The organism is Yersinia sp. J1 (assembly GCF_050586585.1).
GTDB classification, from domain to species: domain Bacteria; phylum Pseudomonadota; class Gammaproteobacteria; order Enterobacterales; family Enterobacteriaceae; genus Yersinia; species Yersinia entomophaga.
On the sequence record NZ_JBOBDP010000006.1, the window covers coordinates 160,147 to 181,552 of the forward strand.

The following is a 21,406-nucleotide window of genomic DNA, read 5'->3' on the forward strand; positions in this document are numbered from 1 at the left end:
TGCATCAGTTTTGCAGCACCGATGACACTAACAGTTGGGTATAGGCGTGATGCGGGTCGTCCAGCACCCGATCGGTTAAGCCACTCTCAATGACTTTCCCTTCTTTCATCACCAGCAGACGATGTGCCAGCAGGCGCGCGACGCCCAAATCATGGGTCACAATAACCACCGCCAACTGCATTTCCACGACCAGACTGCGCAGTAAATCCAGCAATCGCGCCTGAACTGAAACGTCCAACCCGCCAGTCGGTTCATCCATAAACACCAATTTTGGATGAGTCACTAAATTTCGGGCGATTTGCAGCCGTTGCTGCATGCCACCGGAAAACGTCGTCGGTAGATCGTCGAGGCGAGAAATCGGAATTTCGACGTCTTCCAGCCAGCGTCCGGCCTGTTGGCGAATCTCGCCGTAATGACGCTGGCCAATAGCCATTAAACGCTCGCCAATGTTGCCGCCCGCGGATACCTGCGGGCGCAGACCGTCGAGAGGATGCTGGTGAACCACGCCCCAATCGGTACGTAACAGGCGGCGACGCTGGCTTTCTGCCATCGCGTACAGATCTTGTTCTTGCTGCCCGTCGGGTCGATAAATGATTTGTCCCTGTTGGGGAGCCAGTCGCGCGGAAATGGATTTTAGCAGCGTGGTTTTCCCCGATCCGGATTCACCGACAATCCCCAGAACCTCACCGGGATAGAGCTGAAAAGACACATCGCTAAAACCTTTGCCCGGCGCATATAAATGGGTCAGATTTTCCACTGAAAGTAACGGAGTCGCGGCCAGTTGTGCAGGTTTCATCAGGCATTCACCTCGGATTGGCTGGCCGCAGCGGTATCGCTAAGCTGTTGTTGGCAATAATCGGTATCGGAACATACAAACATACGATTGCCGAGATCATCCAACACCACTTCATCCAGATAACTGTGGTGAGAGCCGCATAGGGCACAGGGTTCGTCCCATTGCTGAACGGTAAAGGGATGATCGTCAAAATCGAGGCTTTCCACTTTGGTAAACGGCGGAAGGGCATAAATACGCTTTTCCCTGCCTGCGCCAAATAGCTGTAATGCTGGCATCATATGCATCTTCGGATTATCAAATTTGGGAATAGGAGATGGGTCCATAACGTAGCGATCGTTCACCTTCACCGGATAGGCGTAGGTAGTGGCAATATGGCCGTAACGGGCGATATCTTCATACAATTTCACCTGCATCACGCCGTATTCTTCCAGCGCATGCATTTTGCGGGTTTCGGTTTCCCGCGGCTCGATAAAGCGCAGTGGTTCAGGAATGGGAACCTGAAAGATCAGAATTTGATCCTCCGCCAGCAAGGTTTCCGGAATGCGGTGGCGAGTCTGGATCAAAGTGGCATCGGTAGTTTTTTCCGTGGTGGCTACGCCGCAGACCCGCTGGAAGAAGTGGCGGATAGAAACCGCGTTTGTGGTGTCATCGGCTCCCTGATCGATCACTTTCAGGACGTCGCAGCGGCCAATCACGCTGGCGGTGAGCTGAATACCGCCGGTGCCCCAGCCATAAGGCATCGGCATTTCTCTGCCGCCGAACGGCACTTGATAACCGGGAATGGCTACGGCTTTCAGAATGGCTCTGCGAATCATGCGCTTGGTTTGTTCGTCCAGATAACCCAGATTGTAACCGGTGAGAACCTCAGTCATGGTGCGGCTCCTGATGTTCGGCCCGATACTCGCTGCGCAGGCGTTTCAGCAGTTCAAGTTCGGCCTGAAAATCAACGTAATGAGGTAATTTAAGATGGGAAACAAAGCCAGCGGCTTCGACGTTATCAGCGTGAGACAGTACAAATTCTTCGTCCTGCGCCGGGCTGGCGATGCTTTCCCCGTATTGCTGGGTTTGCAGGGCGCGATCCACCAAGGCCATCGACATGGCTTTCCGCTCCGCTCGACCAAACACCAGGCCGTAACCGCGGGTAAAATGCGGTGGACGATCTTCGGGATCGACAAACCCGTTAACCATTTCGCACTCGGTCAGCAGGATTTCGCCAATATCAATGGTAAACCCCAGCTCCTCTGGCGCGATCGACACCGTCAAATAACCGCTGCGGATCTCGCCGGCAAAGGGATGCGTACGGCCATAGCCGCGCTGGGTGGAATAGCTCAGCGCCAGCAAAAAACCTTCGTCGCCGCGTACCAATTGCTGCAAACGCGCAGAGCGATTGCAAGGGAAAACCGGCGGATTGCGGGTGATATCGTCGGGCTGTTGCCCGTCGTCTTGTTCCATTAATGCAAGCTGTTCCTGTACTAATAAATTAAACACATGGGCGCAGTTCTCCGGTAGCGCTTCTCCACCTTTGGGCGCAGCAGGCACATCGCCTGAGGCCAGCAGGGCGAAATCCAGCAGGCGATGGGTGTAATCGTAAGTCGGGCCAAGAACTTGTCCGCCGGGCAGATCTTTGTAAATTGCCGAGATCCGCCGCTCCAGACGCATATTGGCAGTATTCAGCGGCTGGCTGACGGCAAGGCGAGGCAACGTCGTACGGTAGGCGCGCAGCAGGAAGATCGCTTCCACCAGATCGCCTCCGGCCTGTTTGATCGCCAGCGCGGCCAGTTCAGGATCGTAAATTCCGCCTTCTGTCATTACCCGATCCACCGCCAGACCCAGTTGTTGCTCGATCTGCTCGCAGTCGATCGCCGGGATTTTTGGATCACCGCGTCGCTGGTGAGCCAAGAGTTGATGGGCGGCCTCGATGGCTTTTTCGCCCCCTTTTACGGCTACGTACATCAGCGCACCTCTACTTGGGTTGTTCGGGGAATGGCCATCAGATCTTCTCCACAGGCCAATAGGACATCCATTCCGGTGGGGAAAGTATTTGGCCGATTAATCAGATAGTTCAGTATCGCCGCAGGTAGGTGAGGAGCGATTTGACGCTGTTCTTCAATGCCGGGCCCACGCAGGTGTAATGGCGTGCCTTGTTGCAGGTTATCGACCTGAATAATCAGCGTAACGGAAAGCTCCGGCGACACTTCATCGCCCGTCGGGCAGATCTCCAACTGCTCAGCGGCTATGTGGTGACGAAATACCGCGAAAACCGCCTGCTGAGTGGCGATAGCTTCCGGCGCGCCGGTATGAAAACGTAGGTTTTGCCGAATCAAATCGTTATTTAAATCGCCATCCAGATAAACGGCGGTTTCCTGATCTGCCAGCGTCAGCAACACGCTGGTTGCCGCTGGGTTAAGTTCTTTCCAGCCCTGACGATGCGGCAGAGTGACCTGTATACCCGGTTCGCTGAGCGCTTTGAGGATTTGGCGAAAGGCGCGTTGGGAATCGTCAATGGGTTGATCAAAATGATTAAGCAGTGTCATCAGTCTTCTCCTCGCACTAAAGTGAAGAAGTCCACCCGGCTGGTGGCAATGGCGCGAGCCCGCTGCTGGTGGCGCTCTTGCTGCAATGCTGCCAGTGGGGTAATCACCGTTTTTTGCAGCAATTCGTGCAGCGCAGTTTGCTGTAGCAGGGCATCCAACAGCGCGCAGCGTTCGGCATGGGGTTTATTGCGTCCGGCAATGTAGCTATAACCATAAATTTCATCGTTTTCTTCCAGCCTGACTACCGCGCGAGTGATGGTCATGTCTCCGAGAATAAAGCGTTTCCCGGTAGCGCCCATTCTGGCCTGTAGCTGGTTTAGGCCGATTTCTGGCGCGCGGATAACCTGATAGCGCGGGCTGAGATTCAGCGTCTGCCAGTGAGCGAGCAGATCTTCCGGTTGGCTGTGAGCCAATACTGACATCCAGCCCTGCCGGGTAGAGTTACTTTCCATTTAATGCTCCATGGTCAGTTCGATCATGTCGGCACGGGTCAGGCTGACGGAGTACTCCGCAACCTTATTGCTACCGGCATGAATATTCAGAGTACGCACACACAGCAGAGGCGCGTGGGTGGCTATTTCCAGCAGACGGCTTTCTTTCGCCTGCGCGCGACGAGCGCTGATACGGGTCTGACTTCGGTTGAGGGATTGGCCCAATTGCTGGCTAATGAACTGATGCAAAGAGCCGGAGGAAAACTGCTGTAGCACTGGCCACCAGGTGAGATCGGGCAGATAGTGATCGATTACGCACACCGGCACGCCGTTAACCCGACGCAAAGTGCGTAGGTGAATCACATGTTCCCCTTCGAGCAGCGACAGCGCTTTGGCGATGTGATCGGTGCAAGGACGTAGCACCGCCAGCAACCGCTCGCTGGTGGGATCGCTGCCCTGTTGTAGCAGGTTTTGGCTGAATCTGGCCTGAGCGTGCAGCGGGTAATCGTAAGGGCGCATGAGCACCAAAATGCCAATACCCTGACGGCGCTGTAGCCAGCCGCGCTGCACCAGCTCATCTACCGCCCGACGCAGAGTATGGCGGTTAACCTGATAGCGATCCGCTAACTGTTGCTCAGAGGGCAGATAATCGCCGCAGCGATAGTTACCGCGCAGTTCTTGCTCCAACTGGGCGGCAATTTGCTGATAGCGGGTGGGAAAACTGGTCGGTTGTCTAGATAACTGCATGGCGGGTATAACCTCCATCAATGTAATAAGCCCAATCCCCTTTGCTGAACAATGTAGTGGAAGATGGGTAAGCGAATCATGGGTTGGCTTCATGGAATTTACTCATCAACGATCTGCCAACTATGCTGGCAAGCTTTAATGACAGTTCGGTTATGCTCAGATGGCATAACGATGAATCTTTTTAGTTACGGGAAGAAGGAAGGAGACAAAAGAGGAAGTTTGTCAACGCTGAGAGGAAGATGAGTGATTTCATACGCATACTTTTTCTGTATGAAAAAACATCAAATAGATTAAAAATAAACACTCTGTTAACTGGAATGAAATATAAGTGCCTCTTACAATTAATTAGCGCCGCCTTGGCGTTATCAACGTAGGGGGTTGCATTATGTGCCCTAAAAATCTCGGCCGTTTGAGCAAAATAAGCCTGGCGATCCTCCTGGCTTGCTCATTGGCGGCATGTAGTGGGAGCGGTGGTGGCTCCAGCAACACCGCGAAAGGTAGTAGTGGTCAGACAACGGGTAGTACCGCCAGCGGAACGGGTGACGGCACGACGGCAAACAGCGGTAGCGGTTCTGGGTCAGGCTCCGGCGCTGGCGGCAGTGGAACAGGTACTGGTACTGGTACTGGTGGTGGGGCTGGCAGTGGCTCAGGTGGAACGGGGTCCGGCGGTGGAACCGGAACAGGCACTTCTACGCCTCCTTTAGTCGTCGGAAGCGTATTAGGCGGCGTCGGTGGTGCGGTCAGTGGCGTGGGTTCCGAAGTAAAAGATGTGGTTAGCCAGACTCCGGTTGGCAGCATTCCTATTGCTGGTAGCGGCGTGGTCACAGTGGTGGATAGCGCAGGTAATGCGGTTACCGATATCGGAAGTGGTATCCAGAACGGCGTTGGACAATTAGGTAATAATCCTAATGCATTAGGTGTGACGGCTGCGGGTGTACCGAAAGCCGTGGCGGATGTCGGCACCGGGGTTTCCGGCTTGGGTAGTACCGTCAGCGGGGTGGGTAATAATACGCCGCTGGGTGGCGTAACTAACACTGCGGGTGGTCTGGTTGCAGGGGCCGGTGGTGCAGTCACCAGCATTGGCAATGGTTTATCGCAGGATTTGCAAACCGGCGCGACTTCTAAAGTCACCACGGCGGCAACGGGTCTGGTTACGCCAGTGGTTGCAGATACCCAAGGCATAACACAAAGCGTGGGTGGTGCAACGGGGCTGGGTGCACCTGTCGGTGGTTTACTGAATAGTGTAGGTAACACTGTGTCGGCAACGGGGACTCAAGTTGGAGCAGCATCACCAACGCTGGCTGGCGTAGGTCAAACGCTACAAAGTACCGGCCAGGCCGTTGCCAGTTCTGGTGGGGTGGTGACACCCACCACGACGACCGGAGGTGGATTGTTAGGAGGCGTGACCGCCGGAGCTACGGTGAGCGGTAGCGCCAATACTAACGTATTAGCTCCGGTAACTAATACCCTAGGTGGCCTGACCGCAGGCGCGGGTGTTACCAGCGGTACGGCAACTAACGGCGGATTACTCGGCGGCGTCACTAATACGCTAACGGGTAACGCAGGGGCAAGCACTAACACCGCCACAAACGGTGGGTTATTAGGAACAACAATACTTAATAAATAACATAACCTATTACGCTCCCCTGAAGCATTGGGGAGCGCTTCTTTTGCTCCATAATAAATTTATGCGCAAATGCAAATAAGGAAATGGACGATGAAGAACAGAATTTGGCTGTTTTTTTTATTCATTGCCGTGGCAGAAAATACCTTAGCAAATACCGTCCCGATGTTAATCGATCAAAATAACCCTTCAAGACTCGCGCGTGAAATACCCAAACCCCAACCGGCCAGACCGCAGCCTCCCGCGTTAAACACGCCAGCCCCTTCTCATGCGTTAACGCTAGATACACTCATAGACGTTCGCCATTTGGATTTTATTGGCGGCACTCGCTACGATGCTAAAACATTGCTGGCCCCTTTTGCTCCTTATATTGGGAAGAAGGTGCCGCTAAAGAATTTGATGGTTGCTACTCAGGCTATTACCAAATTATATCAACAGGATGGTTATGTATTATCCTACGCCTATTTACCGGCAGATAATTTTAATAACGGTACATTAAAAATAGGATTGGTTGAGGGATATATTGGCAATACGCTAATTAAAAGTGATAACGCCGCATTGGGGCGTTGGCTAACCAAATTATCCAAGCGCATTATGGCTGATAAGCCTCTCACCAAAGAGGTTTTCGAACGCTATACCATTTTAATGAGCAGAACGCCGGACGCGAAGGTTACCGCCACGGCGAAAAATCCTAACAATATCTACGGCGCTACGGTTTTGGAAGTTAAGGCCGATCATCCGCGTAGCTGGAATGTCAGCACCGCGCTGGATAGTCGTAAAGGCGTATATACCGGTGTACTCAATGCCACTTTTAGCGGTTTTACCGGTTATGGCGAACAGTTGGGCGTCGCGACACTATTGCCTATCAATAATAAAGATAACGATCGTTATCTAGGGCTGAACTACCAACAATATTTGGGTGATAACGGCCTGCTGATGCAGTTGAAAGGCAGTTACTATAAACAGAATCCTAAAGACTACACCGATGTTCTGACTTTGCAGCCGGACAATATTACCCTGTCAGCGCGCGCGGAGCAGACCCAATATAACGGCGGGGTAGTTTTCAGTTATCCACTGTATCTAACGCAGAAGAAACAATGGACGGTTAGCGGCGGTCTGGATTATGTGGATAAAAGCTACGATCTGAAATCCCGCGCCCGATTCAATAACTTCAATAATCAATTACGGGATTTGCCGGATCAAAATCAGAGTATGCATTACCCGGCGGCAGAAGTGGCGTTGTTGGGCTATCGGGAATATACCCAGGCTTATTGGAGTACCCGCTTTAGCGTTCGACAAGGGATTAACGGCGCGCTGGCAAGCAGCTCTACGCCTTGGGGGGATTTAGGATTCACTCGCTGGAAAGTGAGTGGAGATACCGCCTATTTGTTCGCGGAGAAATGGCGTTTAAGCGCGTCGGCAGAAGGGGATTGGTCGGATAATGTGTTACCGGAAGCGGAACAGGCAACTTTTGGCGGGCTGCGTTATGGCCGCGGTTATCCTGATAGTGAGGCCACCGGTGACTATGGCTACGGCGGGCAGGTGGAAATGCGCTATATCCATAATCGGGAGGGGCAATGGCTGAAAACCATTCAGCCTTATATGCTGGTGGATACGGCCAGAACCTTCTTCAATACGCCGCAGCTACCGGCGAAGAAATTGGCGTCTTATGCCGTGGGCGTCACTTTTGGCGATAACAAACATTATTCTTTCTCACTGGAAGGCGCGCGGCCAATCGGCGATGTCCCAAGCGATAGTACTCGCCGTGACTGGCGTTTTAACGCCACCTTCACCTATAACTTTGCTAACTGATTTTTACATTATGATGGTGTGAGGAATGCTTCCGCGTAGTGTCAGCGGAGGCACAGTTTTATCGAGGTTTAACGCAGTTTATGCACGATTTGATTACTGCTGCCACGCCAAATTAGCGAGGGATCTTTGAGACCCTGCACAAATTTCCCGTCGATCAATACATTTATCAAATCCACCACTTCGCGCTGTTCATTGCTTAACTCAGCCAATTCGTAGCCAGTCCATAACCAGATATCTTTATTATCGCATTCGGCATGCACACGCTTAACCAGTGACAAAATAGCGGAGAGATTTTCTGGATGCAGCGGATCGCCTCCGGACAGGGATAACCCTTGGCGGCGGATGCGGGTGTCATTCAGATCCGCAATGATCTGGTCTTCCATCTGTATTGTGAATGGCTTGCCGGAATTGAGCCGCCAGGTGCTCTTGTTATAGCAGCCGGGGCATTGGTGTACACAGCCGGAAACAAACAGCGTACAGCGGGTTCCGGGGCCATTAATCACATCGACAGGATAGTATTGATGATAATTGATGATCTTTGTCCGACGTTAGTTGGTTAGATTTTCAGGGCGACCTATTGGCCGCCCGAATACTCTTAAATACTGACTGGATTAACCCAACTGGCCATTGGCCAGATGTTTAACCCGGCGCTTCACTTCTTCCTGCTTCCCGGCGTTGAACGGACGCGCATCCGGACTTCCCAAATAGCCACACACCCGGCGCGTCACCGAGACTTTGGACGGCTCGTGATTACCGCATTTCGGGCAGGTAAAACCTTTGCTGGTGCAGGAAAACTCACCGGTAAAACCGCATTCGTAGCATTCATCAATAGGTGTGTTGGTGCCGTAATAAGGCACGCGGTGATAGCTGTAATCCCATACGTCTTCTAGCGCTTTCAGGTTGTGCTGTAGGTTTGGATATTCGCCGTAGCAAATAAAACCGCCGTTCGCCAACGGTGGATAAGGGGCTTCAAAATCCAGTTTATCGTAAGGATTAACCTTCTTTTCCACGTCCAGATGGAAGCTGTTGGTGTAATAACCTTTGTCAGTAACGCCTGGAACAATGCCGAATTCGGCAGTATCCAAACGGCAGAAGCGGTCACACAGGTTTTCACTCGGCGTACTGTAAAGGCTAAAGGCGTAGCCGGTTTCATCTTTCCAGCTATCGGTTGCATCTTTCAGATGGGAAACGATGGCGATAGCTTTGTCACGCAGTTGCTGATCGTCAAAGACGTGGGTTTGATTGCCAAATAGCGCGTTAACCGTTTCGTGAATACCTATATAGCCCAAAGAAATGGAAGCTCGGCCATTTTTAAATATTTCTGCAATATTATCATCGGCTTGTAGTCTAACGCCGCAGGCTCCTTCCATATATAAAATAGGCGCAACCCGAGCTTTGATACCTTCCAGACGAGCAATACGTGTCATCAGGGCTTTTTTCGCCAGCGACAGACGCTCATCCAGTAACTGCCAGAAGCGAGCTTCATCGCCTCGGGATTCCAGAGCGATACGCGGCAGGTTCAGGCTGATAACGCCCAAATTGTTGCGGCCATCGTGGATTTCTTTGCCATTCTCTTCATAAACGCCGAGGAAGCTGCGGCAACCCATTGGCGTCTTAAATGAACCTGTAACTTTAACTACCTGATCGTAATTAAGAATGTCTGGGTACATACGTTTGGTCGCGCATTCCAAAGCCAGTTGTTTAATATCGTAATTTGGATCGCCAAACTTATAGTTCAGGCCGTCGCGGATGGCAAACACCAGTTTAGGGAACACGGCGGTTTTCCGGTTTTTACCCAGGCCGGCAATGCGATTACGCAAGATTGCCTGCTGGATCATTCGGGATTCCCAACTGGTTCCCAGACCAAAACCGAAGGTCACAAACGGGGTTTGTCCGTTGGCGGTATGCAGAGTATTCACTTCGTATTCCAGTGATTGGAAAGCGTCGTGACACTCTTTTTCGGTACGCGCCATGGCGTAGCCTTTCGCATCTGGAATTGCCCATTCTTCGGCTATACGCTGGTGTTTGTTGTAACTGGCGGTCACAAAGGGAGCCAGAATTTCATCAATTCGGTTGATGGTTGTACCGCCATAAATATGGCTGGCAACCTGAGCGATGATTTGGGCGGTCACCGCCGTCGCGGTAGAAATTGATTTTGGTGGCTCGATTTCAGCGTTACCCATTTTAAAGCCTTGGGTCAGCATGCCGTCCAAATCGATCAACATACAGTTGAACATTGGGAAGAAAGGCGAGTAATCCAGATCGTGATAATGAATTTCGCCGCGTTCGTGAGCCAGCACCACATCTCGCGGTAAAATATGCTGTTTAGCGTAGTGTTTCGCCACAATACCGGCGAGCAGATCCCGCTGAGTCGGAATCACTTTACTGTCTTTATTGGCGTTTTCGTTGAGCAGCGCCATATTGCTTTGCTCTACTAAACCACGAATTTCCTGATTCAGGCGACCGCGTAATTCTCGTGACACATCGCGATCGTGGCGGTATTCAATATAGGCGCGCGCCAGCTGTTTATAATCACCGGCCATCAGCTGATTTTCGACCGCGTTTTGAATTTCGCGGATATCGACCTGCGTTTGGTTTTCCATTTTTTGAGCGACCACGCGGGCGACGGTGGCACAATAATCCGCGTCTACCACGCCGACAGCCAGAGCTGCACGCTCCACGGCTTCTTTAATGCGCACCTCGTCAAAAGGTACCTGACAACCGTCCCGCTTAATCACTACTGGTTTCACGATGTGACTCCTGTTTCCCGTTATGCAGGGTTATCCACAAGGCAATCCCACAGCTGGAAAGGGCTGCGGAGGAATGTGGATGACACTGTGGATAACTACTATATATAGGTGTTTTGCTTTTGATAGACACTATATATGGGTTTAATCGGAAGTGACAGCCAACTTATTTGACTTAGGACAAGGAAATATTCTTTAGGTTTATTCCCTGTACAGTCGATCACAAATTTGAAATTTTTAGTGGATTTTTTGTCGAATCGCGAAAATGCTCTAGCAGAAAATCGACCCAAACCCGCACACGGGGAGGCAGATTTGCCGAAGCATAATACAGCCATAGCGGAACGGAGGCTGGCCAGTGTTTCTCCAATACCGGTTGTAAACGACCAGCAGAGAAATGGGCGGCAGTGTGCCACTTTGCCAGATAGGCAATACCCATATTCGCCAGAGTGGCATCCAGCATCATGGCGGGCTGAGAAACGATCAAACGTCCGGCGGGTTCAACGAATTTGACGCGGTGATCTTGTTGTAATTGCCATTTTACTACGCGGCCGGTTGCTGGATTGCGATGCAACAGCGCCTGATGCTGATATAAATCTTCTATGGTTTGCGGCGTTCCATTCTCGGCAAGATAATCGGGAGAGGCGGCCAGCACCATTTGCACCGGAGAGAACTCGCGGGCAATCAAGCGGCTGTCGGGATCGTTACGATTACCAATGGCCACATCAAACCCTTCCCCCACCAGGTTAACCACTCTGGCATCCAGCGAAATATCTAAATCGATTTGCGGATAACGGGCTAAAAAAGTCGGAATCAGCGGCATAAGCAGCTGGTGGGCAAATCCGGGGATCACGCTAATACGTACGGTGCCGCTGGGCTGCTGTTCCTGACTTTGGACACTTTCCAGCGCGGTGGATAATGCTTGCCACAGTGGCGCTACGCGGGCGAGCATCGCTTCGCCTTCATCGGTTAGTACTACGTTATGGGTATTGCGTTGAAACAGCCTGACGCCAAGTTTTGCTTCCAGTACGCGAACGTTTTTACTGATAGCCGCAGGCGTGACCCCTAGCTTGCGGGCTGCGGCGGAGAAATTATCGCTTTGAGCGGCGCTGAGAAAGGCGGGGAGTAAACGATGGAGATCCGAAGGCAGCGACATAATGGTTGATACCTTTAGTTTAAATTGATGTTGCCGATTACAGACTACACCAACATCGGGAGAAATGAAAAAATGACGTAATAAAACCGCAGAAGGAATCATTATGTCTCGTATTTTAGTATTAGCGGCACACCGTAATCCGGATGAGTCTCGTATCAACCGTCAGTTGATTGACGCTTTGCGTCCGCTGCCGAATGTCACCGTTCACGAGCTGATTCGTGCTTATCCAGATTTTAAGATTGATGTCGCTCGTGAGCAGGCGTTATTGGATGCGCACGATGTTGTGGTGATGATGTTTCCATTTTACTGGTACAGCTCGCCGGCGATTTTAAGCGAATGGCAGGATGCGGTATTAACTTACGGTTTCGCCTATGGCAGTGAGGGCACGCGGCTGCAAGGTAAACCGCTGAAATTGGTGGTTTCGACCGGTAGCCGAGCTCAGGATTATAGCGCTAATGGATACAATCGCTATCCGATTGAAAACCTATTGTTACCTTTCCACGCTACGGCCAATCTGACCGGGATGGATTTCCTGCCACCGTTTTTGATTCAGGGCACGAGCAATATAAGTGATGAAAAGTTGGTGATGAAAATCGAAGAAGCGGTGAAGGTCATAAAGGGGATGGAGTAGGGTTGGGTTGTTTGTAAGGAAGGGTTTTTGATTGTTTTTTAATCTCAGAATCAGCGCTGAGTTTTCCAAAGTCAAAATTGGATCAGGTTTCGCAAGCCGAATAGTTCGGTTTCTCCTCACTCGCCGTGGAGGCTTCCGAGCAGGGTTGGCCGTCGCCGCAACCCTGCACCCGCGTTTGGCGCGAAAACGGGGTTCTGCGAACGTCCCCTCGTGCACTCTTTGTCCGGCGAGCCAGTGCTAGATTGGCTTGCGGGCGTTATCAGGATGTCATCCCTCCTGTCGCTGCGGCTCAAGGTGCACTTTGAACCGCTGACGACCGTTCACTCTTGGCCTCATCCCAGCGCGGCCCACTTCCTGATTGCGTCTTAGTAAAATCAAAACCATTTTTTCTGAATCACAATTCGCCTTTTGCTTTGGATATCGCTTTTGGTCCAGATCTTGACTTGGACCTTTAAGAGCATATCTTGGCCGGCGTGATGAACGAGGTGTCCTGCGAAGCGGGTAGACAATGCAGGCAGACAATGTTGTGCGGAGGTGCGGATTGTTGAGGCTCGCGCCTATGAGCCTTAACTCGGTTGAGGCTGTGGAGGTGAAAAATTTACCAAGCGAATATCAACCGAAACCCGATCCGATTTCAGATTTGAACTGATTTTGACTTTAAAGCACATATTTCAGTGACCGAAGTTTGGAATTGGATCGGGTTTCCATTCAGAGAGTAACCAATAACACCTCAACCAAATGAATGCTCCGCAAGCTCCAAATCTCGGCGTGAATACTCTCGTACAATGTGACCTTTTTCCATCAGCGCGGCTCGTTCGGACATATGCGCTACTACGTCGTTGTCGTGGCTCACTAACAGGTAAGTCATGCCGTGTTCCCGTTTCAGCTTATTGAGCAGATTTAAAATCTCCGCCTGTACCGACATATCCAACGCGGAAGTGGGTTCATCCAATAGCAACAATTTAGGCCGTAACAGTAATGCGCGGGCGATGGCGATTCTCTGGCGTTGGCCGCCGGAGAACTGATGTGGGTAGCGATGCACCGCAGAGGCGGGCAATCCCACTTGCTCCAACGCTTCGCCGATGCGTTGCTGAATGTTCTTCTCGCCGTGAACTTTCAGCGGCTCCCCTAAAGTACGCTGGATACTGTGCTGCGGGTGCAGCGAAGCGTAGGGATCCTGAAACACCATCTGTACATCTTTACGTAACTGACCGGTAAAACGCTGGCTGGGGCGTAACGGTTGACCAAGCAAAGAAATCTCGCCCTGCCACTCGCGTTGCAAACCCGCCAACGTACGCAAAACCGTAGATTTTCCGCAGCCGGATGCGCCGATTAGGCTGAAAGTCTCGCCGGCTTCAACCTGAAAACTTACGGACTCTACGGCGGTTTTTACCTGATTCCCCTGCGGGAAACGGACCCGTAGCTGGCTAACTTCAATCAGTGCCATTCTGACCTCCGAACATATCCGCCTGACGATCCAACACTGGTAAATCAGTGCCGAAAGTGCTGGCATTTGGGCGACAGGCCCACAGCGTATGAGTATAGGGATGAGTGGAATAAGGCAAATCTGCCGCCAGACCTTGATCGACCAGCTTGCCCTGATACATCACCAACACGCGATCGCAATGCTCAGTGACCAAAGGCAAATCATGGCTGATTAGCAGCAGGCTCATGTTGCGCTGCTCGGTTTGCTCGACGATAAGCTCCAGAATCTGGTTGCGTAGTTTGGCATCTAGCGCAGAAGTTGGCTCATCGGCAATCAATACTCGCGGATTATTCACTAACGCGATGGCAAGCATTGCCCGTTGGCCCATCCCACCGGAAAGCTGAGCAGGATAGTGATGATAGTGGTCTTCAGTTAATCCCACCGATGCCAACGCATTCAGTACACGCTCATGGGTGTCTGCGCGGGTCAGGCTGTTATGTAACAGCAAGGATTCTTCAACCTGTTTGCCAATGGTTCGCACCGGATTTAATGCGTAACGCGGGTCCTGCAATACCATCGCAATATCATTCCCGCGTAGTTTGCTCCATCGACGTGGTTTTAACGTCAGCAAATTCTGTTGGATCGGATTCTGCGCATCCTCTGGATTTTCAGCGTAATAACACAACCGATCGGCGCTCACTTTGCCCGGCTGGCGCACTAATCCCATCAGAGAACGCGCGGTAATCGATTTACCGGAGCCGGATTCCCCTACCAGCGCCACGCGCTCGCGGCCAAGCTGGAAGGAGATTTTATCCACGACCCGCTGCTGGTGGAAATCAATGCTGAGGTTTTTCACCTCCAAACGCAGATCAGTCATGATGAGGGTCCAGTAAGTCTCGCAGGCCATCGCCTAACAGGTTGAAAGCCATGCTGCTGAGCAAAATCGCGCAGCCCGGAATGGCGGCAATCCACCATTGGTCGAATATCACCTGCATACCTTCGGCCACCATCGAACCCCATTCAGCCATCGGAGGACGAGCCCCCAGACCTAGGAACCCCAAACCTGCGGCTGCGAGGATAATTCCGGCCAGATCCAGCGCCAGTCGAACCACCGCCGAGGGCAGGCACATAGGTAAAATGTGTCCCCAAAGCAGACGTATGCCCTTGATACCCATCATTTCCGCTGCTGCCAGATAGTCACTTTTACGCAGTAGCTGAATCTCTGCCCGTGCCTGACGAGCGTAGGCTGGCCAGGTCGTCAGAGCCAGTGCCAATGCGCCATTCAGCAAACCGGGGCCAAGCATGGCGACAAAGGCAAAGGCCAAAATCAGACGTGGCATCGACATCACGACGTCAGTGATGCGCATTAAAACCTTCTCCAACCAGCCGCCGTGATAACCGGAAAGCACGCCGACTAACAATCCCAGCGGCAAAGTGATCACCGTGACTAAAAGCACTAAGCCCAGCGTTGGGCGCGTACCATAAATCACGCGCGACAGCATATCGCGACCGTAGCTGTCAGTACCTAACCAGTGGCCGGGTTCCGGTGGCAGCAACCGTTCGGCGGCGTTTTGCCAATTCGGGTTATGCGGTGCAAGCCAAGGAGCAAAAATGGCAATCAGCACTAACAGGGAGAGAATAAACAGCCCAATGCTGGCGGAAGGAGAGCTTTTCAGCGCACGAAAAAATTTCATTATCGACATATCAGCGCGATCTCGGATCTAACAGCTGAACCAGCAGGTCCGTCAGATTATTAATCAGAATAAAGCACATCCCCAGTAGCAGCGTGCCGCCCATAATCGCAGTGGTATCTCCGGCAAATAGCGCACTGGTGAGATAGCGCCCAATGCCCGGCCAGGCAAAGACCGTTTCTGTCAGCACTGCGCCTTCCAGCATGCCGGTGTACACGAGTGCGATGACGGTAAGCAGCGTGCCGCGAATATTCGGTAAGACGTGCATCAGCAGGATACGTATTTCGCCAGCGCCTTTGGCTCGCGCAAGGGTGACGTATTCTTTATTCAGCTCGCTCAGGCAGGCAGAGCGCGTCAGCCGGGTAATACTGGCCAGCGCATAGTAAGACAACAACGCCACCGGCAGAACCAAATGGGCTGCGGCATTAGCGAAAGCGCCGCTGTCGCCGGAACGCCAGGTATCAATCAGTGCGAAACCGGTTTTGGCTTCTACCGTGTATTGGTAAATATCATCCAGACGACCGGGGCCGGGGCTACACTGTAGCTTGGCGTAAAACAGCAATAGCATCAGCAACCCTAGCCAAAAGATTGGTACTGAGTTGCCCAGCAGGGTGAAGAAACGAATGAGGGAATCGACTTTACTCCCGGCCCAGCGCGCGCAGATTAATCCCAGCAATACGCCGAGAGACGCCCCGATAATCAGTGATAACGTCGCTAACTCCAGCGTAGCGGGAAATGCGGTCAGTAAATCCTGCAATACCGGCTGCCCGCTGGAACTGGCAACGCCCAGACAGCCATGAGCCAGTTGGACCAGATAATGCCAAAACTGCACCGGCAGCGGTTGATCCAGTCCAAGCTGCTGCCTAACCTGTTGATAAGTCGCCTGACTGGCATGATCGCCGACGATTTGCAGCACGCGATCCACCGGCGACAGCGCTGACAACAGGAAAGTAATCAGCAACAGGCCGAATAGGGTCAGGGCGAGGCTGAAGATCCCTTTGATCAGCGCCCAAAAACGACGCCGGGGCAAGGCTCCCGGCGTATTATTTAAAGCTACGGACATGTGGCTATCTGCTCGCTTGTATTAAAAGTTATCCCAACCGGGTACGCGGGTACCTATTTGCTGACAAGGTCGTAATAAACCATATCGGCATTCAACCCTTGTTGATAGCCTTTCACATTATCCCGTAACACAATTTGCGTTTTGGCCTGATCGATAAAGATATAAGGCGAATTTTGCAGAAGTTCCTGCTGTAGCTTGGTATAAAGCTGGATGCGCTTGGCGGGGTCGGCTTCGGCAACGGCGGCAAGCGTTTGTTTATTCAACCCAGGAATTGCCCAACCGTTTAAACCGGCGACGGTGCTGCTTTTGCCATCGTTATAGGCAAAAGCGCTAGCGTTGGAATGAGCGTCAAAATAGTCTGGAATCCACAGGCGAATCGCAGACTGATGCTGTTTGGCGCGAACCCGGCCATAAACCTGACTACCGGCGGCTGGCAGCAGTACTAATTTAACGCCGCCCTGAGCGAAGCTGGCCTGTAAAGATTGGGCGATGGTGATAAACGGCGGTTTATTTTCCACATCCAGCGTCAGAGTCGCGTTTTTAATACCGGCTTTCTGTAGCAAGGCTTTGGCTTTGGCAGGATCGAAAGTAAACGGCGTTTCTTCCAGCGCACCCGGCAAACCGACCGGCAGGAAGCTTTGATGCACAAAATACTGTCCCTTCAGCAAATCTTTGGTAATGCCTTGGTAATCCACCAGATAGCGAGCTGCTTGCCAGAATTCTGGCTTGCTTAACATTGGGTTAGCTGGATTAGCGGTGTTAAAGACTAGATAGTTTTGTTCGGCCGACGGGATTTCGACCACTTTAACGCCAGCCTGAGTTTTCAGCGCGGCGGTCTGATCCGGCCCCAGTTCCCGAGCGATATCGGCATCGCCCTGTTGAATCAGGAGGCGGCGAGCGCTTGGATCGGGAACGTTCTTGATAATAATGTTTTTTATCAGCGGCTTATTGCCCGGCGAGGTTGGGTTGGCGTCTAACACAATGGCCTGATGAGGTTGGTAAACCCGCATTTTGAACGGGCCGCTGCCGGCAGAATGCATTTTCAGCCAGGCGTTACCGAAATCACCGTCTTTTTCATGGGGAGCCACCGCCGCTTTATCCACGATAGAGGCAATAGGCGTAGACAGAATATTCAGCGCTACCGCTGGGCTGACATCGGCGCTCCAGCTTAGTTGTAGGGTATTGTTATCAATCTTCTTCAAATGCTTATCGATATTGTCCGGCTCCCAGCCGAGAACGTTCAGGATAAAGGCCGGTGAACGGTTCATTTTTACCGCGCGAGTAAAGGAATAAATAACATCGTCGGCGCGCACAGGATTACCGGAAGCAAAAGTTGCGGCGGGGCGCAGTTTTACCGTCAGGGTTTTATTGGCGGCGTCACCTTGCCAGCTTTCCGCCAAAACAGGGATCACTTTGGCCGGATTTTCCCGATCGGCCTGCATCAGGCGCTGATACAAACTTGGGACGGTCTGAATGCTGGATAATTCGTTACTTTCTGCGGGGTCGAGGCTGACAATATCATCCAGTGACTGGACCACCACCAAGGTATCCGGCGGTGTCGCGGCCTGAACGCTGGCAGACAAAGTTGCCGCAACCAGCAACGACAGAATTCTTGCTTTCATTAAAACACTCCCCGAATAGACAGATAGTCTCAGCCAGACAGAACGATGAGGTAAATAAATTATTTTTAAATTATTTAATCGCATCGCACGATAGAAGCTTTGCTGTCTGTGGGCAAAGTCTCAAGGGTTATTTCATATAACTATCTAGACTATAGACGGAGTTTCGGATCTATAAACCTATGTATTTATCGTCGGTGGACGTTAAATAACCCTGAAATCTTGATGTGTGTTAGCTTTCGAGAATCATGATTTGATTATAATGAAACAATATTTCACTATAATTCGAGTATCTAAAAAATGATTACTGGGAATATCCATCATCTCGATTTACTCCCTTATTTTCCCCAACCGTTGCGTGCTGCCATTGAATATGTAAAGCAGCATATCAACGCAGAAACTCCGCTGGGTAAGCATGATATTGATGGCAACAATCTGTTTGTACTGGTTTCCAACGACTGTACCGATTGGCAGGAAAATCGTCGGGCGGAATATCACGCTAAATATCTGGATATACAGATTGTTCTGGCGGGTCAGGAAGGTATGGCTTTTAGCAACCTCCCAGCGGGAGAAACGGAAACCGATTGGCTGGCCGATAAAGATATTGCTTTTTTACCGGTAGGAATAAGTGCACAAAATGAAAAAATGATCTTGATGCAGCCCAGTGATTTTATCGTGTTCTATCCGGGAGAAGTACATAAGCCGTTGTGCGCGGTGGGGGAAAAGGCACATGTAAGAAAGGCGGTGGTGAAGATGAACGCAAGTTTGTTGCTTTAGTCTGGTTGGGTGTTTGATAGGGGCGATTTATTTCAGTGGTGAATTGAGCCGTAGCCACTTCAATCTAATTAAAGCACCTTCTGGACGGGTTTTAATAATCCGCCGTCCTTGGCGGATTATGCTGAATAGCGTAAATACTTAATCCGCGGAGAGTGTTGCTACCATCACGGCTTTAATCGTATGTAACCGGTTTTCCGCCTGATCAAACACAATACTGTGTGCAGATTCGAACACTTCTTCGGTCACTTCCATACCTCCTGGCATAGTGTATTGCTCGGCTAATTGCTTGCCCAGTGTGGTTTGGTCATCATGGAAAGCCGGCAGACAGTGCAGGAATTTGACCTGCGGATTGCCGGTCAGCTTAACCACGTTCATATTGACCTGATAAGGCTTGAGCAAAGCAACTCGCTCGTTCCATACCTCCTTTGGCTCGCCCATGGAGACCCAGACATCGGTATAGAGGAAATCAGCGCCTTTCACGCCTTCGGCTATATCTTCAGTCAGAGTGATTTTTCCGCCGGTTTTCTGCGCCTGCGCCTGACAGGCCGCGACCAGTTTAGCATCCGGCCAGCAGGCTTTTGGTGCCACCAGCCGTAAATCCATTCCAACCAACGCAGCGGCTTCCAACATGGAGTTGCCCATATTGTTACGAGCATCACCCAAATAGGCGAAAGTCATTTCTTGCAGACTCTTTTTTGGCAAATGTTCCTGCATAGTCAGTAAATCAGCCAGCAATTGAGTCGGATGGAATTCGTCGGTTAAGCCATTCCATACCGGGACGCCGGCAAACTCAGCTAGCGTCTCAACGACCTGCTGCCCGAAACCACGATACTGAATACCGTCATACATCCGGCCTAACACCCGAGCTGTATCTTTAATTGATTCTTTATGCCCAATCTGGCTACCGCCAGGCCCGAGGTAAGTGACGCGAGCACCTTGGTCATATGCGGCAACTTCGAAAGAGCATCGGGTACGAGTTGAGTCTTTTTCGAAGATGAGCGCGATATTCTTACCTGCCAGTTTTTGTTTCTCTGTGCCTGATTTTTTTGCCTTTTTCAATTCTGCAGCCAAATCAAGCAGTGTGGTAATCTCGGCGGGGGTAAAATCCAGTAACCTCAAAAAGTGACGTTTGTAGAACTGACTCATAGCGCTCATCTCCATGCATTCCGAATAGTCTAATTGAATTTAAATTCAACTTATACGTATAAATATTCAATTGCAACTACAAAAGATAAATCTTTCTCGTTTATAGTGGAGGCATTGGCGGCGGTGTGGGAAAATAGGGCTATATAACGCCCATTGACTGAGGATAAAGGCATGGCAAACCGCGAAAAACTGGATGAGCAACGTGATGAGACCCGCCTGATCATCGAAGAATTACTGGAAGATGGCAGCGATCCTGACGCGCTGTACACCATTGAACACCATCTTTCTTCTGAAAAGTTTGAAGTGCTGGAGAAAGCGGCGGTTGAAGCTTTCAAACTGGGTTACGAAGTGACTGATGCAGAAGAGCTGGAAGTTGAAGATGGCTCCGTTGTGATGTGCTGTGATGTGATCAGTGAAGTGGCTTTAAACGCCGAACTGATTGATTCTCAGGTAGAACAGTTGGTTGCATTGGCTGAAAGCTGTGGCGTGAACTACGACGGTTGGGGAACTTATTATGAAGACCCGAACGGTGAAGATGACGAAGACGGCGAGTACGATGACGAAGAACTGATTGATGAAGATGACGACGGTAAACGTCATTAATCTGCCGCTTTGAGTTTTATCTAATAAACCCGCGCTGTTGATAGCGCGGGTTTTTTTATTCTATGAATAAGTGACTTAATTACATTAAATCGAGAGACTACAACATTTTCAACATAGTCACTTCGCAATCCACATGACCAGTCGCACCCATTGGCCCGTCGATGTGTTCGAAGCCTAATTTTTCATATAAGGCGACGGCGCTGGTCAGGCTGGCGGTTGTTTCCAGATAACAGCGGCTAAAATCATGCTGACGAGCAAATTCCAGCGCCTGTAATGCCAGTTGTTTCGCCAGACCTTTCCCACGTAGAACCGGCAAGAAATACATTTTTTGCAATTCGCAAACATCGGCTTCGCCACATGACAAAGGCGCTACGCCACCGCCACCGGCAATACGGCCATCGACCTCGATAACCCAATAAGCGCTACGTGGTTGGCTATATAGCTCATGCAAATGCTCCAGATTTGGATCGGAGACGGTATAACCTTTATCCACCGTCAGGCCGAATTCGGCAGAAACATCGCGGATAACGTTGGCAATGGCAAGGTTGTCTTCTGCCACGATAGGACGAACCAGAAGTCGCAAGGGAGTGGCTGTGGTCATGGCAT

The 21,406-nt window shown here is 51.2% G+C and carries 21 protein-coding genes; 5 read left to right on the forward strand and 16 right to left on the reverse strand.

Translation table 11 applies throughout. The annotated features are described in order from the left end of the window. Positions 1–4: 4 nt before the first annotated feature. From phnK to phnF, 6 genes are read right to left on the reverse strand one after another with little or no spacing between them, the layout of a single operon-like run. Positions 5–796 carry a phosphonate C-P lyase system protein PhnK gene (phnK, locus tag ACQ4OC_RS11645; protein WP_064516170.1) on the reverse strand — a complete coding sequence of 264 codons (792 nt, stop codon included), beginning with the start codon at positions 794–796 and terminating at the stop codon, positions 5–7. Continuing rightward, the gene (locus tag ACQ4OC_RS11650; protein WP_430971182.1) at positions 796–1,668 is read right to left on the reverse strand and encodes an alpha-D-ribose 1-methylphosphonate 5-phosphate C-P-lyase PhnJ; all 873 of its coding nucleotides are present in this window, start codon (positions 1,666–1,668) and stop codon (positions 796–798) included. Before ACQ4OC_RS11650 ends, phnK begins: the two co-directional genes overlap by 1 nt. Then, positions 1,661–2,749, reverse strand: a complete 1,089-nt coding sequence (locus tag ACQ4OC_RS11655) for a carbon-phosphorus lyase complex subunit PhnI (protein ID WP_430971183.1) — start codon at positions 2,747–2,749, stop codon at positions 1,661–1,663. The genes ACQ4OC_RS11650 and ACQ4OC_RS11655 overlap by 8 nt, the downstream gene beginning before the upstream one ends. Further along, positions 2,749–3,330, reverse strand: a complete 582-nt coding sequence (gene phnH / locus ACQ4OC_RS11660; RefSeq protein ID WP_064516176.1) for a phosphonate C-P lyase system protein PhnH — start codon at positions 3,328–3,330, stop codon at positions 2,749–2,751. The genes ACQ4OC_RS11655 and phnH overlap by 1 nt, the downstream gene beginning before the upstream one ends. Next, positions 3,330–3,782, reverse strand: coding sequence for a phosphonate C-P lyase system protein PhnG (gene phnG / locus ACQ4OC_RS11665; protein ID WP_064516178.1), 453 nt, complete (start codon positions 3,780–3,782; stop codon positions 3,330–3,332). The genes phnH and phnG overlap by 1 nt, the downstream gene beginning before the upstream one ends. Next, a complete protein-coding gene (gene phnF / locus ACQ4OC_RS11670; protein ID WP_064516180.1) occupies positions 3,783–4,508 on the reverse strand; it encodes a phosphonate metabolism transcriptional regulator PhnF in 726 nt (241 codons plus the stop codon). 385 nt (positions 4,509–4,893) lie between these two features. On the opposite strand from phnF, the gene ACQ4OC_RS11675 reads away from it, so the two are divergent. Together ACQ4OC_RS11675 and ACQ4OC_RS11680 are read left to right on the forward strand one after the other, a co-directional pair. Further along, positions 4,894–6,135, forward strand: a complete 1,242-nt coding sequence (locus tag ACQ4OC_RS11675) for a collagen-like triple helix repeat-containing protein (RefSeq protein WP_064516182.1) — start codon at positions 4,894–4,896, stop codon at positions 6,133–6,135. 90 nt (positions 6,136–6,225) lie between these two features. Beyond that, positions 6,226–7,944, forward strand: a complete 1,719-nt coding sequence (locus tag ACQ4OC_RS11680) for a ShlB/FhaC/HecB family hemolysin secretion/activation protein (RefSeq protein WP_430971184.1) — start codon at positions 6,226–6,228, stop codon at positions 7,942–7,944. A gap of 68 nt (positions 7,945–8,012) precedes the next feature. Here the strand turns inward: ACQ4OC_RS11680 and nrdG are convergent, their stop codons facing one another. The 3 genes from nrdG to ACQ4OC_RS11695 all read right to left on the reverse strand — a co-directional run bounded on the left by nrdG (position 8,013) and on the right by ACQ4OC_RS11695 (position 11,844). After that, a complete protein-coding gene (gene nrdG, locus ACQ4OC_RS11685; protein ID WP_064516186.1) occupies positions 8,013–8,477 on the reverse strand; it encodes an anaerobic ribonucleoside-triphosphate reductase-activating protein in 465 nt (154 codons plus the stop codon). Between the two features lie 78 nt (positions 8,478–8,555). Beyond that, positions 8,556–10,694, reverse strand: a complete 2,139-nt coding sequence (nrdD, locus tag ACQ4OC_RS11690) for an anaerobic ribonucleoside-triphosphate reductase (protein WP_064516189.1) — start codon at positions 10,692–10,694, stop codon at positions 8,556–8,558. Positions 10,695–10,911: 217 nt separating this feature from the next. Beyond that, positions 10,912–11,844, reverse strand: a complete 933-nt coding sequence (locus ACQ4OC_RS11695) for a LysR family transcriptional regulator (RefSeq protein ID WP_120806364.1) — start codon at positions 11,842–11,844, stop codon at positions 10,912–10,914. A gap of 103 nt (positions 11,845–11,947) precedes the next feature. Between ACQ4OC_RS11695 and ACQ4OC_RS11700 the strand changes: the two genes are divergently transcribed. Beyond that, on the forward strand, positions 11,948–12,475 hold the full coding sequence (locus ACQ4OC_RS11700; RefSeq protein ID WP_064516191.1) for an NAD(P)H-dependent oxidoreductase: 528 nt from the start codon (positions 11,948–11,950) through the stop codon (positions 12,473–12,475). A 730-nt stretch (positions 12,476–13,205) separates the two neighbouring features. Here ACQ4OC_RS11700 and ACQ4OC_RS11705 read toward each other — a convergent pair. The 5 genes from ACQ4OC_RS11705 to ACQ4OC_RS11725 are packed head-to-tail and all read right to left on the reverse strand — an operon-like array spanning position 13,206 to position 18,277. Further along, entirely contained in the window at positions 13,206–13,922 is a 717-nt protein-coding gene (locus tag ACQ4OC_RS11705; protein WP_064516193.1) for an ABC transporter ATP-binding protein, read from the reverse strand. After that, positions 13,909–14,778, reverse strand: coding sequence for an ABC transporter ATP-binding protein (locus ACQ4OC_RS11710; RefSeq protein WP_064516195.1), 870 nt, complete (start codon positions 14,776–14,778; stop codon positions 13,909–13,911). Before ACQ4OC_RS11710 ends, ACQ4OC_RS11705 begins: the two co-directional genes overlap by 14 nt. Further along, positions 14,771–15,604 (reverse strand): ABC transporter permease, encoded by an 834-nt coding sequence (locus tag ACQ4OC_RS11715; RefSeq protein ID WP_064516197.1) that lies wholly within the window; start codon positions 15,602–15,604, stop codon positions 14,771–14,773. The genes ACQ4OC_RS11710 and ACQ4OC_RS11715 overlap by 8 nt, the downstream gene beginning before the upstream one ends. 1 nt (position 15,605) lies before the next feature. Beyond that, on the reverse strand, positions 15,606–16,655 hold the full coding sequence (locus ACQ4OC_RS11720) for an ABC transporter permease (RefSeq protein ID WP_430971185.1): 1,050 nt from the start codon (positions 16,653–16,655) through the stop codon (positions 15,606–15,608). Positions 16,656–16,708: 53 nt separating this feature from the next. Beyond that, positions 16,709–18,277 (reverse strand): ABC transporter substrate-binding protein, encoded by a 1,569-nt coding sequence (locus ACQ4OC_RS11725; RefSeq protein ID WP_064516201.1) that lies wholly within the window; start codon positions 18,275–18,277, stop codon positions 16,709–16,711. Positions 18,278–18,574: 297 nt separating this feature from the next. On the opposite strand from ACQ4OC_RS11725, the gene ACQ4OC_RS11730 reads away from it, so the two are divergent. Further along, positions 18,575–19,051 (forward strand): YhcH/YjgK/YiaL family protein, encoded by a 477-nt coding sequence (locus ACQ4OC_RS11730; RefSeq protein ID WP_064516204.1) that lies wholly within the window; start codon positions 18,575–18,577, stop codon positions 19,049–19,051. A 138-nt stretch (positions 19,052–19,189) separates the two neighbouring features. Here ACQ4OC_RS11730 and argF read toward each other — a convergent pair whose 3' ends face one another. Further along, on the reverse strand, positions 19,190–20,197 hold the full coding sequence (gene argF / locus ACQ4OC_RS11735; RefSeq protein WP_064516206.1) for an ornithine carbamoyltransferase: 1,008 nt from the start codon (positions 20,195–20,197) through the stop codon (positions 19,190–19,192). 171 nt (positions 20,198–20,368) lie between these two features. Between argF and rraB the strand changes: the two genes are divergently transcribed. Continuing rightward, positions 20,369–20,800, forward strand: coding sequence for a ribonuclease E inhibitor RraB (gene rraB / locus ACQ4OC_RS11740; RefSeq protein ID WP_049599537.1), 432 nt, complete (start codon positions 20,369–20,371; stop codon positions 20,798–20,800). A 97-nt stretch (positions 20,801–20,897) separates the two neighbouring features. Here rraB and ACQ4OC_RS11745 read toward each other — a convergent pair whose 3' ends face one another. Then, positions 20,898–21,401 (reverse strand): GNAT family N-acetyltransferase, encoded by a 504-nt coding sequence (locus tag ACQ4OC_RS11745; protein ID WP_430971189.1) that lies wholly within the window; start codon positions 21,399–21,401, stop codon positions 20,898–20,900. Positions 21,402–21,406: the final 5 nt, after the last annotated feature.

Excerpts from the sequence above, each read along its gene's own strand:
- phnK (WP_064516170.1), bottom strand. The coding sequence starts at position 796 with ATGAAACCTGCACAACTGGCCGCGACTCCGTTACTTTCAGTGGAAAAT.
- ACQ4OC_RS11650 (WP_430971182.1), bottom strand. The coding sequence starts at position 1,668 with ATGACTGAGGTTCTCACCGGTTACAATCTGGGTTATCTGGACGAACAA.
- ACQ4OC_RS11655 (WP_430971183.1), bottom strand. The coding sequence starts at position 2,749 with ATGTACGTAGCCGTAAAAGGGGGCGAAAAAGCCATCGAGGCCGCCCAT.
- phnH (WP_064516176.1), bottom strand. The coding sequence starts at position 3,330 with ATGACACTGCTTAATCATTTTGATCAACCCATTGACGATTCCCAACGC.
- phnG (WP_064516178.1), bottom strand. The coding sequence starts at position 3,782 with ATGGAAAGTAACTCTACCCGGCAGGGCTGGATGTCAGTATTGGCTCAC.
- phnF (WP_064516180.1), bottom strand. The coding sequence starts at position 4,508 with ATGCAGTTATCTAGACAACCGACCAGTTTTCCCACCCGCTATCAGCAA.
- ACQ4OC_RS11675 (WP_064516182.1), top strand. The coding sequence starts at position 4,894 with ATGTGCCCTAAAAATCTCGGCCGTTTGAGCAAAATAAGCCTGGCGATC.
- ACQ4OC_RS11680 (WP_430971184.1), top strand. The coding sequence starts at position 6,226 with ATGAAGAACAGAATTTGGCTGTTTTTTTTATTCATTGCCGTGGCAGAA.
- ACQ4OC_RS11695 (WP_120806364.1), bottom strand. The coding sequence starts at position 11,844 with ATGTCGCTGCCTTCGGATCTCCATCGTTTACTCCCCGCCTTTCTCAGC.
- ACQ4OC_RS11700 (WP_064516191.1), top strand. The coding sequence starts at position 11,948 with ATGTCTCGTATTTTAGTATTAGCGGCACACCGTAATCCGGATGAGTCT.
- ACQ4OC_RS11705 (WP_064516193.1), bottom strand. The coding sequence starts at position 13,922 with ATGGCACTGATTGAAGTTAGCCAGCTACGGGTCCGTTTCCCGCAGGGG.
- ACQ4OC_RS11710 (WP_064516195.1), bottom strand. The coding sequence starts at position 14,778 with ATGACTGATCTGCGTTTGGAGGTGAAAAACCTCAGCATTGATTTCCAC.
- ACQ4OC_RS11715 (WP_064516197.1), bottom strand. The coding sequence starts at position 15,604 with ATGTCGATAATGAAATTTTTTCGTGCGCTGAAAAGCTCTCCTTCCGCC.
- ACQ4OC_RS11720 (WP_430971185.1), bottom strand. The coding sequence starts at position 16,655 with ATGTCCGTAGCTTTAAATAATACGCCGGGAGCCTTGCCCCGGCGTCGT.
- ACQ4OC_RS11725 (WP_064516201.1), bottom strand. The coding sequence starts at position 18,277 with ATGAAAGCAAGAATTCTGTCGTTGCTGGTTGCGGCAACTTTGTCTGCC.
- ACQ4OC_RS11730 (WP_064516204.1), top strand. The coding sequence starts at position 18,575 with ATGATTACTGGGAATATCCATCATCTCGATTTACTCCCTTATTTTCCC.
- argF (WP_064516206.1), bottom strand. The coding sequence starts at position 20,197 with ATGAGTCAGTTCTACAAACGTCACTTTTTGAGGTTACTGGATTTTACC.
- rraB (WP_049599537.1), top strand. The coding sequence starts at position 20,369 with ATGGCAAACCGCGAAAAACTGGATGAGCAACGTGATGAGACCCGCCTG.
- ACQ4OC_RS11745 (WP_430971189.1), bottom strand. The coding sequence starts at position 21,401 with ATGACCACAGCCACTCCCTTGCGACTTCTGGTTCGTCCTATCGTGGCA.